The organism is Hungatella hathewayi WAL-18680, from assembly GCF_000235505.1.
Lineage (GTDB): Bacteria > Bacillota > Clostridia > Lachnospirales > Lachnospiraceae > Hungatella_A > Hungatella_A hathewayi_A.
The window spans coordinates 376,129-390,153 of record NZ_JH379028.1 but is presented as its reverse complement, the minus strand read 5'-3'; the positions used below and the strand labels follow the sequence as shown (position 1 = coordinate 390,153).

The 14,025-nt window shown below is 54.0% G+C and carries 10 protein-coding genes; 2 read left to right on the top strand and 8 right to left on the bottom strand.

The genetic code is table 11. The annotated features are described in order from the left end of the window. Positions 1-72: 72 nt before the first annotated feature. From HMPREF9473_RS26445 to HMPREF9473_RS17590, 4 genes are all read right to left on the bottom strand, one after another. The gene (locus HMPREF9473_RS26445) at positions 73-2,424 is read right to left on the bottom strand and encodes a leucine-rich repeat protein (protein ID WP_006781544.1); all 2,352 of its coding nucleotides are present in this window, start codon (positions 2,422-2,424) and stop codon (positions 73-75) included. Between the two features lie 306 nt (positions 2,425-2,730). Continuing rightward, a complete protein-coding gene (locus HMPREF9473_RS17600; protein WP_006781543.1) occupies positions 2,731-4,245 on the bottom strand; it encodes an ABC transporter substrate-binding protein in 1,515 nt (504 codons plus the stop codon). Between the two features lie 30 nt (positions 4,246-4,275). Continuing rightward, positions 4,276-5,112: a carbohydrate ABC transporter permease gene (locus HMPREF9473_RS17595; protein ID WP_006781542.1), complete on the bottom strand. Its 837-nt coding sequence runs from the start codon at positions 5,110-5,112 to the stop codon at positions 4,276-4,278. Between the two features lie 12 nt (positions 5,113-5,124). Continuing rightward, a complete protein-coding gene (locus HMPREF9473_RS17590) occupies positions 5,125-5,979 on the bottom strand; it encodes a carbohydrate ABC transporter permease (RefSeq protein WP_080568903.1) in 855 nt (284 codons plus the stop codon). 366 nt (positions 5,980-6,345) lie between these two features. On the opposite strand from HMPREF9473_RS17590, the gene HMPREF9473_RS17585 reads away from it, so the two are divergent. Then, positions 6,346-8,226 carry a DUF4838 domain-containing protein gene (locus HMPREF9473_RS17585; protein WP_006781540.1) on the top strand — a complete coding sequence of 627 codons (1,881 nt, stop codon included), beginning with the start codon at positions 6,346-6,348 and terminating at the stop codon, positions 8,224-8,226. Further along, the gene (locus HMPREF9473_RS17580; protein WP_006781539.1) at positions 8,223-9,446 is read left to right on the top strand and encodes an ROK family transcriptional regulator; all 1,224 of its coding nucleotides are present in this window, start codon (positions 8,223-8,225) and stop codon (positions 9,444-9,446) included. The genes HMPREF9473_RS17585 and HMPREF9473_RS17580 overlap by 4 nt, the downstream gene beginning before the upstream one ends. Positions 9,447-9,520: 74 nt before the next feature. On the opposite strand, the gene HMPREF9473_RS17575 is transcribed toward HMPREF9473_RS17580, so the two are convergent. The 4 genes from HMPREF9473_RS17575 to HMPREF9473_RS17560 all read right to left on the bottom strand — a co-directional run bounded on the left by HMPREF9473_RS17575 (position 9,521) and on the right by HMPREF9473_RS17560 (position 13,965). Continuing rightward, positions 9,521-10,342, bottom strand: a complete 822-nt coding sequence (locus HMPREF9473_RS17575; RefSeq protein WP_006781538.1) for a hypothetical protein — start codon at positions 10,340-10,342, stop codon at positions 9,521-9,523. 74 nt (positions 10,343-10,416) lie between these two features. Continuing rightward, entirely contained in the window at positions 10,417-11,916 is a 1,500-nt protein-coding gene (locus tag HMPREF9473_RS17570) for a lactate racemase domain-containing protein (protein WP_006781537.1), read from the bottom strand. A gap of 19 nt (positions 11,917-11,935) precedes the next feature. Further along, positions 11,936-12,772 carry a triose-phosphate isomerase family protein gene (locus tag HMPREF9473_RS17565; protein ID WP_006781536.1) on the bottom strand — a complete coding sequence of 279 codons (837 nt, stop codon included), beginning with the start codon at positions 12,770-12,772 and terminating at the stop codon, positions 11,936-11,938. After that, positions 12,769-13,965, bottom strand: a complete 1,197-nt coding sequence (locus tag HMPREF9473_RS17560; protein ID WP_006781534.1) for a 6-phosphofructokinase — start codon at positions 13,963-13,965, stop codon at positions 12,769-12,771. Before HMPREF9473_RS17560 ends, HMPREF9473_RS17565 begins: the two co-directional genes overlap by 4 nt. Positions 13,966-14,025: the final 60 nt, after the last annotated feature.

Here is a 14,025-nt window from a genome sequence, read left to right as displayed (position 1 = left end):
TAGAAAAAAAATAGAAAAAGGACGTCACCTCCTGTCAAAGAAGATGACGCCCTCAGAAATAAATGATTACCTTTATGGAATCTCAATCTCCCAGCCAGGAAGAATGACATTGGGATTCTTAATGATTGGATTGGCTTTCACAATAGCCGCAACCGTGCTGTTGTATCTCTTGGCTACCGCAGAGAGTGTATCCCCTTTCTGCACCCGGTAGCGCCGGGTCTGCCCCACATTGGCCGCCGGGGCCGCGGGAGCCGTCAAGGTATCCACGGTATAGACGCCATCCAGTACCGCAAAGTGGGACAGTTCCTCGACCTCCAACTCTGCGAGGCCGTTACTTACCGTCACGTCGGAGAGAATCAGTCTGCCGTTGATGCAGTGAGCCACAGTCAGCGTCTGTCCGTCCCGGCCTTCCACCGGAATGGAAACCTTCACCTTTCCCAGAAATACATGAGAAAGTGTGATTTCATAGTCGCTGAGCACATGTCCTCCAGCCTGCGCCATTCTCAAGATATCACAGCCCACGTCACCGGCGCCGTGCATCTCACCGGCCTTCACGGTCAGGACAGCATTTTCATGAATCCTGTCTCCGGCCACTGTTATTCCGGATGCTTTGTCCGTCAGGACGCGGCGGATATAGCTGGTGCTGCTGGAAGAACTGCTACTGCCGGAAGAACTGCTGGGAGGATTGCCCCCACCGCCGGTGGAGCCCCCAGTTTCCACTGTGACGGTGCAGGAAGCCTTTCTGCCGTCGTCCGCGGTAGTGACCGTGATGATAGCGGAACCCGGTGACACCGCCGTCACCCGGCCATTGCCGTCCACCTTTGCCACGGCCGGATTGCTGCTTGACCAGCTCACGGTCTGGTCCGTGGCATCCTCCGGCTCTACCGTGGCAGTCAGCACTGCGAAGCCGGGGTTTTGGTTCGTGTAGAGCGTCAGGGTGGTTTTATCCAGCGTCACCCCGGTCACCAGGACTGTGCCGGACCCTCCCCGTTTCACACGAATAGAATAGGTTCGGACGTCCACACCGCTGTTCTTCACAACCACCGGTATGGTTGTGATACCGCCGGCCCTCAAGGCAATCTGCCCGGAAGTATCACCGCTGCTCACGGTAGTTCCATTTACGGCAATCGTTTCCGATGCATGGGCAGTCGGGGTGAGCGTCACACTCTCCACATCCTCCGCCACGGAAACATTGTAAACGTAGGTCCCAGGAAAGAATGTCGGGGCCAGAGTCCCTTCATGGATGCTCAAATCGGAGAGCGCCGCGCCATACACCACCTTCTCTGCCGGCCAGTTCGCTCCATCATAACCCGTGCCGTTATATGGCACAAAGAGAACCGAAATGTCTCTAAATGCATTTGTCCCCGCTGTCGGCGCAGCAGTCCTGGAAAATGTCAGTGACTTTATACCGGTACATTTTGAAAATGCATTTTCGCCAATGGAAGCCACCTTGCCTGGAATATCCGTCAATGCCAGATTCTTACACTCCCAAAAAGCTGCCATTCCAATGGAAGTTATACTCTCCGGAAGTTCCGTCAGCGCCAGATTCACGCAATCATAAAATGCATGACTTCCAATGGATGTGACACCGTCAGGAAGTGCAGCTAGTTTCAACATGGTACATCCAATAAACGCCCGCTCATTGATAGCCGTAAGGTTATCTGGAAGGGCAGTTAGTTCCAGCTTTTTACAACCCATAAATGCACTGTTTCCTATTTTAGTTACACTGTTGGGAAGCGAAGTCAGTTCCAGTTTCTTGCAGCCAGAAAACGCAAAACTCAAGATATCTGTCAACCCGCTTGGAAATTCCACATGCTCGAGGTTGATACAATTCATAAATGCCTCAGTTTCAATTTGTGTCACACCCTCCCCCAGCACAACAGACGTTACATCGTCTTTGTTAATCCTGGTATCGTTCTTCCAATTCTGGGTGCCATCATTATCGAAAATGCTCAGTTCCCCGCTGACCGCATCAAAAGAGTAACCGCTCCCCGTGATATCACCGATACCATATGTACTTCTCGGCACAAGCAGGTTCTCCTCCTCCTTCTCCTCTTCCGGGGCACAGAGCTGGCAGACATGCCCGCATGGCTGCTCCTCCACAAAGCCGCAGCCAGCGTCATGCTCCCCGCGCTCATGAGGGCAGTCCAGTCCATAGCACTCCTGCGTATGCTCATGCGGCAGGTCCGCGTCACTTCCGGTGGCGATCTCCTCCCCCACCGTGCAAACAAGCTCGCCAGTATAGCAGTCCGCCGTATGCTCAAGATGCCCACATGAATGACCTTCCACATACCCGCATTCCCCATCATGCTCCTGATGATTTTCGCAAATCGCCACTTCCGTCTCAGCAAACGCTGACGCCGGCATCATCCCCGCCAGCATTGCCGCCAAAACCAGATAAGCCATTCTTCGTTTTCTCCTCATAATCAACACCCTCCTGTTTCATCACAAGTTCTCTTCCTTCACTCAGGCCACTCGTTGCGTTTTTCCGTTTCTTTTTCTAATCTTAAAGTACTATATTCTACCACACATCCCCTCCACATTTCTTGTACGATATAACACCACATAATAAATAGTCTGTCAGGTCAGACTCTCTCGCCAAAGCGCGGCCGCTTCAACGGCCATATATCACAAAAAACGTGCGTCCCCGGATTTTTACCTCCGAAAACGCACGTCATTCGCAACGCTTAATTTTTAATTTTTTATCTGCGGCTTTTTATCTGCATCCGCCTACCGGCTCTCATACATATCAGCCGTATAGTTCTTCATCGCATCCCAGTTCTTAAACTCAAAATCTTCCGCAGACACATCCACCCCCGACGCCTTCACCGCGTCGATGGCTCTCATCCACTCTTTCTGCGTATTCTCCGCCAGAGTGGCAAGTTCCGCCTTGTAGTCCACACTCTGTGCCAGCACGCCCTGCACAATCTCACCCATGCTTGGGGAGATGGCGGAAACCTCGCCGTACACCAGAGCTGTCTCCGGCTTCGCCACAATCGGGTCCGGAGCGAGAGCGGCCGCTTCCTGGTTCAGCTTGTAGTATTCCAGCATCACATCGTCCGTCATCGCCGTCTGGTTCACCGAATCAATGACCGATACAAATCCGCCGTCTTCCACAAGACCGGCCTGATAATCCTCGGAATACAGCGCCTTTAAATACTTCGCCGCCACGTCCGGGTGTGCGCAGTTGGCAGAGATTCCCATCCACGGCTGGGCGCCCACATAGGGAAGTTTGCCCTTTGCGCCGTCATCCGGCACCGGCATCGCCATCACGCCGAAATCAAGATCCGGGTTATCTTTTCTCCAGGTAGAGATACACCAGGCTCCCTGTACCAGGAATGCCGCCTGATTCTGTGCAAACAGCGCCCTCGCCTCCGGCGCCTTTAAGGTCACGGAATCCGGATGCATGCTGCCATCCTTCACAAGCGTATCAAAGAAATCAAAGGCCTTCACCATCGCCTCAGAGTTCAGGGTATTCTCCCCGTCCACCATGATAATCTGGGAAATGTCGCTGCATTTTCCACCTGCCGTACTGGCCAGGGAACGAAGTTCCAGCTCCAGACGGTTGGCCTGGGCGCCGCTGTCAATCATGCCATAAAACTTGCCGCCGCCGGCCTCTGTCACCTGCTTGCACACCTCGCGGAATTCACTCCAGGTCTTTGGCAGACTGTTCTCGTCAATCCCTGCCTCATTAAGCACCGTCTTGTTGTAGAAGATCAGCGTATTGATAATGTTGGCCGCCTCCGGAAGCACATACACCTTTCCATCCAGGGTCGTAATCCCCTCATTGAGGGCGCCCGCGCCAAAGGAATTCAAGAAATCCTCTCCTACATACTCATTCATGGGCATAAACCAGTTCTCATCCACCACGGAGCTCAGCTTCATGCCGGAAGGAATCGGGAACAAATCCGGCGCGTTACCAGCCTTGATGGCGGAAATCACCGTCTCCTTAAACTGGTCGCTGGTCAGGACAGTATACTCGATGGTTACATCCGGGTTCTCCTCCATGAATTTCTTGTGAAACGCCTCGCGTCTCTCCTTGGTGCTGTCACTCCAGTCCACCACCTTCAGGGTCACTTTCTCGCCCTCTTTCGTGGCAACGGTCTCCCCCGCTGCCGTCGTGGTCTGTGCTGTCGCAGCCGCCGTGTCATCCTTGCTGGATACGTTGACGCCACAGCCTGCCAGTGACGCCATGGTCATGACTGACGCCAGTACAAGCGCCAGACCTCTGCCTGATTTTCTCATAACATTTTCCTCCTTATACTAAATGGTTTATTAACTCTTGACCGCTCCTGCAATACCGTCAACAAAGTATTTCTGCAGGGCAATAAAGATGATAACTACGGGAACAATTGCAATGCTGGCGCCGGCCGCAATACCGGTCCAGTCTACCACATTTTCCCCGCGGAGCGCATAGAGGCCCACCGCCAGGGTACGAATCTTCGGGTTATTCAGGGTCACAATCAACGGAAGCAGGAAGGAGTTCCAGGTCCAGATAAACTGCATGATAACCACCGTCACCATAATCGGCTTGGCTAACGGGAACATGACCTTCACATAGGTCTGGAAAAATCCCGCCCCGTCGATGGTAGCCGCCTCCTCCATCTCCTTGGGGATGGTCTGATAATAGCTGGAGAACAGCATCAGAAATATCACATGACCGCCGCCGGACTCCGCCAAAATCAGTCCCAGCAGGTTCTGTGACAGCCCGATGTTTTTCAACAGCTCATACACCGGGATAATGGTAAATACCAGCGGTATCGTGGTACTTGCCAGGAAAATTCCCATAATCAGTTTCTTCCCCGGAAATGCATACCGCCCCAGCACGTAGCCGGCCAGAGAGGTAGCCATCAGCACAATCGCCACAACTGACAGCGTCACAATAATGGAGTTTCTGAAATACACCGCGAAATTGGCATTGTTCCAGGCTCTCACAAAGTTGTCAAATTTAAAAGATTCCGGTATCAGGTTCAGCCCGCTTGCAAAGAACTCGCTCTGGGTCTTGAAGGAGGCCGACAGCATCCACAAAAAGGGATACACAAAGACGAAGGCCAGCAGTGCCAGAACCAGGTACATTATCATCTGAACAGGTGTTATCTTTTTTAACTTCATCTTCTCCACCTCCTAGACATTCCGCTTGCTGGCCAGCGCCGATTTCACGCTGTTGCCAATCACGCCGATTCCCACCACGATGACTCCGAAAGTCATGGCCGCCGCGCTGGCGTATCCCAGTCTCGGCATACCGGAGGAGTTGGCGTAGGCCGTCCGGTACACGAAGGTGGCAACCACATCTGTGGCATAGAAGGGGCCTCCGTTGGTCATGGTCTGGATCAAGTCAAATACCTTCAGGGAGCTGATGACGCAGAGAACCGCAATCACGCCGCCGGTCGGAAGGATCAGTGGAAATACCACCTTGCTGAAGGTCTGCCACTTGCCTGCCCCGTCAATCATGGCCGCCTCGTAGACGTCCTGGGACACACTTTGCAGCGCCGCCAGCCAGTAAATCATGTAGGTACCCACATCCTTCCACACGCCTACCAGCACCACCACGCCGAGAGCTGTCTTCGCATTTCCCAGCCAGTTCACCGCCTTGAACCCGAACAGCCCCAGAAACTGGTTGATGGAGCCCGTTCCGCCAAAGATGAACATCATGATAATGCCGACGATGGAAGCCGTTGTGATAACCGGCAGAAAGAAGATGGTCCGAAATACGGTGGCCCCCTTCTTGATGACACTGTTAAATATGTAGGCCAGCGCCAGGGATGTGGCCAGCTGGATGGGCACGCAGAGCAGCATGTACTTGAAGCTGTTGAGCACCGCGTTCAGAAAATATTTATCCTGAAACAGCTGTTTGAAATTGTCCAGCCCGACAAAGACGGCATTGGATGTCATGCCCGACCAGTCCAGCGTGGAATAGAAGATACTGGTGATAATGGGATATCCCTGGAACATGACATACAGCAGTGTGGCAGGAATCATGAACACCCAGCACCAGATACCGATTTTCAGCTCATTCCGTTTCTTCAGATTCGTTTTCAATGAGATACTTCCTTTCCGTTTGGTTTTTCTGTTTGCTTGTTTTTCACTTTTAATTGATTTTATTTTATAATTAATTGTCCGTGTTTGTGTCTGAGGAAATCATATCATTACTCGCCAAATATTACAAGCATTTCCCTCAATATTTTTTGTTTTTATGGATTATAGACAAGATATTTTTCTATTTTTAGTGATTTTACCCATATCTTCCTGGTTCTGCTTTCTGGTATCATAAATTATATATTATAATTAATTAGACCCATATTTTTTTAACTTTTCCCAATAATCCGAGAAGAAAGGTCCTTTTATATGAAAAACAAAATTATTATTTATAACCAACATCCCACTCTTATCTACGCCGCCCAGGAGCTGGAGTCCTATCTGGAGCGCCTGAAGGTGTCCCTGGACGGTCCGGTATCGCTTTCTATTAAGGAAGACATCGGTATCTCGGCTCCTCCATCATGGTGGGACCCCTTCCTGGATGACAGTTACTCCATCTTAATAGAAGAACATGGCGGCAGCATCACCGGCTCCAATCCCCGCAGCGTCCTCTTAGGCGTCTATGATTATCTGCGGCAGATCGGATTCCGGTTTCTTCAGCCGGGAAGCCGGCATGAGTTTATTCCGGCCATCTCCTCCCGGAGCCAGCTGGCGGCCAGCGTCCAGTATACGGCCCCCTTCCGCCATCGCGGCATCTGTCTGGAGGGCGCCTGCTCCATCGACAACATTCTCTCGTTCATCGAGTGGATGCCGAAAGCCGGTTTCAACTGCTTCTTCGTACAGTTCCAGCTCCCCTACACCTTTCTGGAGCGCTGGTACTGCCACGAGGGGAATCCGCTTCTCAAAGAGGAGTCATTCTCCCCGGAGATCGCGGCCCGCTATGACGCCCTGATTACAAAGGCGCTGGAAACACGCAGTCTGCTCCACCACCGGGTGGGCCACGGCTGGACCTGCGAGGTGGCCGGCTACCCATCCTGCGGCTGGATGGAAGCCCCGGCTGCGAAAAACAGCCGGTATCTGGCCCAGCTTGACGGCAAACGCCAGCTGTTCCACAACATTCCGCTGAACACCAACCTCTGCTACTCCTGCGGTGAGGTTATCTCCTCCTTTGTGGAGCGGGTTATCACCTACGCCAAAGCCAATCCCCAGGTGGACTATCTCCACATCTGGCTGGCCGACGAGTGCAACAATATCTGCGAGTGTGAGGAATGCCAGAAAACCACCCTGGCGGACCAGTACGTCCACCTGTTAAACCTGATTGACCAGGCATTGACTAACGAGGGCCTGGAGACCAGAATCGTGTTCCTGATATACCAGGAATTGCTGTGGACGCCGTTGCAGGAAAAACTTCAAAACGAGAAACGTTTTACGCTGATGTTCGCCCCCATCAGCCGTGTATTTATGGAGTCCTACCCGGACCATATGCCGGAGGGCCCTATCCCGGATTACCGGCGCAACCGAATAGACCTGCCTACTACCCTGGAGGAGAATCTGGCCTTTCTGTCCCGGTGGCAGAAGGTATTTCACGGCGACAGTTTCGTCTACGACTACCCCCTTGGCCGGGCCCACTATGGGGATATCAGCTATCTGAGAATCGCCAGGACCATATACGGGGATATCCACAATCTGGGCGTTCTCCACATGGATGGCTATATCAGCTGTCAGGAGCTGCGGGCCGCCCTCCCAAACGGCTTCCCCAACTACGTCATGGGGATGGCGCTCTCCCATCCGGAGATTACGTTTGAGGAATTGGCTGACGACTATTTCAGGCACGCCTACGGAGCGGAATACCGGCGTGTGCTGGAATATCTCACCACCCTGTCAAAGCTTTATGACTGCGACTACTTTAACGGCAAGGGTCCGCGAATCCGTGAGGACGTCCACCAGTCCATGAAGGAAGCCCTGGCCGTCCTGGAGCATTTTAAGGAAACCATTAAAAACCACCGGGCAAACAGTGATTTGGAAAAATATTACTGGGATTTACTTGACTACCACAATGGTTATGGGGTACGATTAACCTTAGCCTTATATGAATTAAGCGGAGGCGGAAACCGGCAGGCCAGGGAAGCCTGGGAGGCGTTTCACACCTATATCTGTGAGAACGAATCCCGGTATCAGGACGTGCTGGATGTCTACCGCATCGGCGAAGTCGCCGGCAAATACACCGGCTTCTCCACCGAACCAACATGACATGGAGCGTGATTCGATTGTACCGTCCCAAAATCAAGAAATTATCCAATAAAAACAGAATTCTGGAATGCATTTTCCGCTGTGCCCCCATCGCCAGAACCGATATCGCCGAGGACGCGGACATCACTCCGGCCACCGTCACCCTGACTGTCAACGGACTGATCGCCGACGGCATGGTGCGGGAGCTGGGGGAGGCGGACTCCGGGGAGGGTTCCTCCGGGAGAAAACGGATTCTCATCGACATGGTTCCCGACTACGCGTACAGCATCGGCGTGGAATTCACCCAGAAGGCCCTGGTCACCTGCATCACCGACTTGAAGGGAACCTGCATCTGCCAGAGCGAGCGGCCATTTGACGAGTCCCTCCCTCCCCGCATCACCGAGGAGATTATCGAACAGATTCAGAATCTTCTGGACAGCTGCCAGCTGCCGCCGGAGCGCATCATCGGCATCGGCATCGCCGTTCCCGGCCATATGGACAAGGAATCCAGGCATTTCATCAGCAATCATACGGTGTGGCAGTCCTTTGACTCCGACACCATCCGCAGGGCATTTCCCTATCCGGTGGTGATGGAAAACAACGCCCGCTGCATGGCCCTGGCCCAGTATCTGTTCTCCCCCGGCAGTTCCCCGGAGAACTTCTCCTTCTTCCACATCGGCCTCGGCATGTTCTGCGCCAACGTGACGGACGGGGAGCTTTTTCTCGGCAACAACTACGTCTCCGGCGAGATTGGACATACCATCGTCAAGGCGGACGGCCAGCCCTGCGAGTGCGGCAAATACGGCTGCCTCCAGACCATCGCCAGCGAGCGGTGGCTGTTAAAATACGCAAGACTGCTCTACCAGAACACCGCCGACACCATTCTCCACAACATGGTGGACACGCCGGAGGAGCTGACCATCCAGCACATCACCACGGCCTACTCCATGGGGGACGCCGCCATCGGCCGCTACATCACGGACGCCCTCAAATATCTGGGCATCAGCATTTCCAACGTGGCGATTCTGATGAATCCGGGCAAGATATTCCTCCACGGACAGCTGTTCCAGAACGAGGACATCCGCCGGGAGCTGATGAACATCATCGAGCGGCAGCTATTGTTTGTGGATTCCAAATACGTGAACAACGCGGAGATTCTGCCCTACCGGCAGACCGACGGCGCCATCGGTGCCAGCGCCCTGTCCGTGTTCCACAACTTTATCCGAAAAAATGAAAACTGACATACAAAAGAGAACCTCCTGGGATTTCCTTACCCAGGAGGCTCTCTTTTTATGTTCTTATCAGGGGGGCGCCGTCAGTCTGTCAGCGCCGCCACATAGTCCGTAAAAGTCAGCGTGATATCCGGATGATTGTGAAGCAGGGTCACCGGGAATTCCGCTGTGGATTCCCCGTAGGCCGTTCTCCGCACCACTGCGCGGTGCCAGTTGCGGAAGCAGCCAAGGCGGATTTTCCTTGCGTGGGCAATCTCATAGATGCCGATGGTCACACAGTATTTCGGCATATCCTCCAGGGCGCCGTTAAAATCTCCGATGGCGTTGGCCGTTCTGGTCTCCGGCGTGATGCGAAGGACTCTGGTCTTCTGCGCCAGGAATTCCTGGTTGGAGAGCAGCGGGTCCGCCTCGTTGAAGGCCACATGTCCGTTGATGCCAATGCCGCCGAAGGCGATATCCACGCCGCCCAGCTTCTCAATCAGCTCCGGGATGTAGGTAATATTCTCCGGGTCCGGGAACACTCTCTGCTCCTTCGGCATCACCAGCTCCGGTTTGATTTTGCTGTACACCGTCCGCTCCATAAAGCCCCGGAAGCTTAAGGGATGCTCCATGGATACCCAGTGTTTGTCGTCATCCAGATACTCATCCATGTTGATAAACCACACGTTTTTCAGGCTGATATTCCGCCCGTTCACCATATCCACAAAATAGGGGTACTGGCCCACCGGTCCCACCGGGCAGATGAACACCGTCTTCTCCCCCTTCGCGTTGTGGTCCTCAATCTCCTCCACCATCTGCTTCGCCATCGTCTCAAACACCTGGCTGTTATCCGCCATGCAGATAAGCGGCAGCTTCGGATTGGCCAGCAGCTGTTCCTTGTTGTACTGATAATATTCCTGTGCCATTGCACACACCTCCTGATTGACAGGCCTGCGGCCTGCTCCCGTGATACAATCTATCGTCCTATGGTTTTACCTTCTTATCCGTGATGATGCATATGTCCCGCGCACCCGCAGTCCTCATTGCCCTTTCCCTCGTACACGTCGTCCTTCATCATCAGATGAACCGCCGCTGTCTTGAAGGTCAGTGGCAGAGCCAGAATATTCGGGTTCGGTCCAACATATTTCTTCTTGGCATCCTCCAGCGCTTCCTCGATGGTAGCCCTCGTCTTCAGCCCCATGCCTCTCGCGTATCCAGGCTCCTGGGCGCCGCAGATGTAGATGGCTGACGTGTTCATTTCCGCAATGTGTCCACAGCTGATCATGGAGAATCCATGGAAGGGGTGGAAGGCGTTGCAGTAGCGGTACTGGCGGATATACTCCTCGTTGGTTGCAAAATACTCGCCGTACCGGTTCATATCCGGCAGGGTATTCATCTGGTCATGCTGGAACATCTCATACATCTTTGGCAGGTAAGGCCACAGCTCCTCGTGGAAATATCCGTTGCAGATGGACGCGCAGATAATCACGCAGTTGTCGCTCATGATTCTCTTATGGCGGATCACCTGGGCGGACAGCGCCTGCATCATCATAATCGGGTTGGTGCCCATGCCCTCCCCGTAGTGAAAGAACTGGGGCATGCCAAATACCATCACGTCATACTTCTTCTCCGCCCACGGCACATAGGTCCGTTTGTCGGCCGTCTGCCAGGACTTGGGCTGCATTACCGCCGCATAGCCGCTGTTAATCTCAATCTGTCTCGACTTGGTGTCCAGAACCGCGTCACAGCAGAAGAACTTTTTGCCCATGCATTTCTCCATGTGCTGTCCAATCTCGTCGAACTTGGTTCTCATCAGGGACTTGCCGCTGACCGGTGTGAAATCCTTCCGGTGCATCACCTCCGGCACGTGGTGGGAAGCGATGGAACGCCAGTGGGTGATTCCCGTGGCACAGTGCTTGTAGCCGCCGGAATAGCCGCCGTACGGGTTGCCCTGGGTGTGGCCGATTAAGATCGCCACGTCGCTGTCGTACACATATTTATTCATGATAACCGGGTCACCCCGGTCCGTGGTTCCCAAGTCTACCAGATGGTCGTAATCCTCACTGTCGTGGTTGATAATCTGGTGGGTATACCAGAACTCATTAAACAGTTCCGCCCCCAGAACGCCCTTAATCTCGGCTTCCGTGTTCTTTCTATGTAAGCCGTTGGAGCAGATCAACAGAATGTCCTTCTTCTCCACGCCAGCCGCGTAAAGCTCCTCCAGAATCAGTTTAATAGAAATCTTCCGGTGGGAAGTCGGCTGCTCTCCGCCCTTCACCCTGTCCGGGAAAATGATGGTCACCTTGGAACCCTTATGGGCCAGCTCAGAAAGCGGCTCCATCCCCATGGGATTGCGGATGGATTCCAGCGTCTTCTCCACCAGCTGGTCCTCCGGGATGTAAGGCGGGTCCGGAACAGTCTCACCCGGAATAAAAATGTCTGTGGAATCCGGCAGTTCCGCCGTCATCAGTCCCTGTCCATATTCAAATGATACTTTCATAGTCAATTCTCCTTTTTCGTTATTTCCCCATATAGGTCCGGATAATCTCCAGATATTCCTCCGGATAAAATCCAATCTCCCCCTGGAATCTGGTCAGCGCAATCAGTCCGCCGTCCATCACCGGAATGGAAGCCAGCATCTCGGCGTTATCCACCTTCAAGCCCCCTCCGTACACCACATCCATGTTTCCGGTCACCTCTTTCACGTAGGTTCCAATCATGGTGATATAATCCTTATCCGGCGGTGTCTTGCCCGGCCCGATGGCCCAGATCGGCTCGTAGGCAATCGTTACCATAGATTTGTCCACCCCGTCAAGCCCGGTCTCCAGCTGCTCCTTCAGCACCTCCTGCCATCTGTCCTGCTCCTGGTCGGACTCCCCGATGCAGTACAGCACCCGCAGTCCGGCCTTCACCGCCGCCTTGATTTCCTGGTTCAACAGACGGTTCACCGCTGCCGTATCTGTCACACCGGCCTCCGCCAGGATTCCGGCCTTGTCCCGTCTCTCCTCGCAGTGCCCGATAATCGTCGTCGTACATCCAATGGCCTTCGCCGCGTTGCCCGTCCGGTTGGTAGTAAATGCCCCAAAATTGCCTCCCACCGCCGTGTCATCCCGGTACACGCTCTGGCAGCCCACCGCCACCGGGCTGTTCTCGCACAGCGCGCTAACCGCCGGAATCAGATGGGCTTCCGGGAAATACATGGCAAACTCCACGTCATCCCCCTCATAGTTCTTAAGCGCCTCCTGGGTATTCTTCACGATATAGCTGCCCCACTCCCCCATAGGCGCAATGGAATTCACCCCGCCATACTCCTTCGGGATGTCAAACCGTTTCAAGTTCAAGAAAATGTGTTTCATCTGCTCCCTCCTTCTTTCTCCTCATAATATTCCTTAAAATCAATCATATCCTTCAGTTCTCCGCCAATCAGAGGTTTGCACCATTTCACAAATGCATCCGTCACGTCATTGCCCCTCTCATTGATATATTCCTCCGGGATAATCCGCTCGTACATCATCACTTCTTTAATAGGAATCAATTCCACATGCATCCGGTAGGAGCCGTCCTCCGTCTCATCCCGGATAAAGCCCACCATCACGCCGCTCTCGCCGTTCATGGCCGCCTTTAAGGCTTCCCGCCCCGCCAGCACCGCTTCCTCCCGGTCCACAGGAGACTGCAGCGCGATGGAAGCCCGCCCGCAGATGCCCGGCTTCTCACTTCTGGCCTTGATTCCCAGCTTCTGAATCACCAGGTTGGCCAGGTAGGAACTGACATCCCCGTAGTAGGTCGCCCGCTCGGTCTTGAAGATAGGGGGAACAATCGGCTCACCGTCCCCGTTCTTAAGGCCCTCGCTGGCCACCACGACCACGCCGCCCTTCTCCTCATACAGCCGTTTCACGTCCTCCAGGAACTCCTCCTCGTTAAAAGGCCGCTCCGGCAGGTAAATCAGATGAGGCGCGTCCCCCGGTTTCTTTCTGGCCAATGCTGACGCCGCCGTGATCCAGCCGGCATTCCGCCCCATGGCCTCCATCACGCACACATGAATGGGCAGGGCCTTCACATCCGCCCCCACCTCCGCGGTGGTCTCCGCGATATATCTGGCCGCACTGCCGAACCCCGGCGTGTGGTCGGTGATGGCGATATCATTGTCAATCGTCTTGGGAATCCCAACCACGCAGATTCCCGCATCCTTGCACACCTCATAAATCTTCCCGCAGGTATCCATGGTGCCGTTGCCACCATTGAGCAGCACGTACTTAATCTCATGTTTCCGGAAAATGTCCACCATGGCCTCATAGTCTTCCTGCTCCAGCGCATACCGGGAGGAGCCGATGGCCGTGGCCGGGGTCTGTAACAGCAGCTGCAGCTTCTCCTCCGGAAACTGCATCAGGTCCAGCAGCCGCTCCTTCAAGATCCCCTCACTGCCGCCTATGGCCCCATAGACTTTCCCAATCCGCCCGCTTTCCTTCGCTTCCTCCAGCACTCCGTAGAGCGAGGAATTAATCACCGCCGTAGGTCCACCGCCGTGAACCACCAATACATTTTCCGCCACGTTTGTTACTCCTTTCTGAACTGTGTAAACTCCGGTTTCTCATAGTTTTTTCTAACTCTA

Bases quoted from the DNA above. Each gene is read 5' to 3' on its own strand.
- HMPREF9473_RS26445 (WP_006781544.1), bottom strand. From the start codon at position 2,424: ATGAGGAGAAAACGAAGAATGGCTTATCTGGTTTTGGCGGCAATGCTG.
- HMPREF9473_RS17600 (WP_006781543.1), bottom strand. From the start codon at position 4,245: ATGAGAAAATCAGGCAGAGGTCTGGCGCTTGTACTGGCGTCAGTCATG.
- HMPREF9473_RS17595 (WP_006781542.1), bottom strand. From the start codon at position 5,112: ATGAAGTTAAAAAAGATAACACCTGTTCAGATGATAATGTACCTGGTT.
- HMPREF9473_RS17590 (WP_080568903.1), bottom strand. From the start codon at position 5,979: ATGATTCCTGCCACACTGCTGTATGTCATGTTCCAGGGATATCCCATT.
- HMPREF9473_RS17585 (WP_006781540.1), top strand. From the start codon at position 6,346: ATGAAAAACAAAATTATTATTTATAACCAACATCCCACTCTTATCTAC.
- HMPREF9473_RS17580 (WP_006781539.1), top strand. From the start codon at position 8,223: ATGACATGGAGCGTGATTCGATTGTACCGTCCCAAAATCAAGAAATTA.
- HMPREF9473_RS17575 (WP_006781538.1), bottom strand. From the start codon at position 10,342: ATGGCACAGGAATATTATCAGTACAACAAGGAACAGCTGCTGGCCAAT.
- HMPREF9473_RS17570 (WP_006781537.1), bottom strand. From the start codon at position 11,916: ATGAAAGTATCATTTGAATATGGACAGGGACTGATGACGGCGGAACTG.
- HMPREF9473_RS17565 (WP_006781536.1), bottom strand. From the start codon at position 12,772: ATGAAACACATTTTCTTGAACTTGAAACGGTTTGACATCCCGAAGGAG.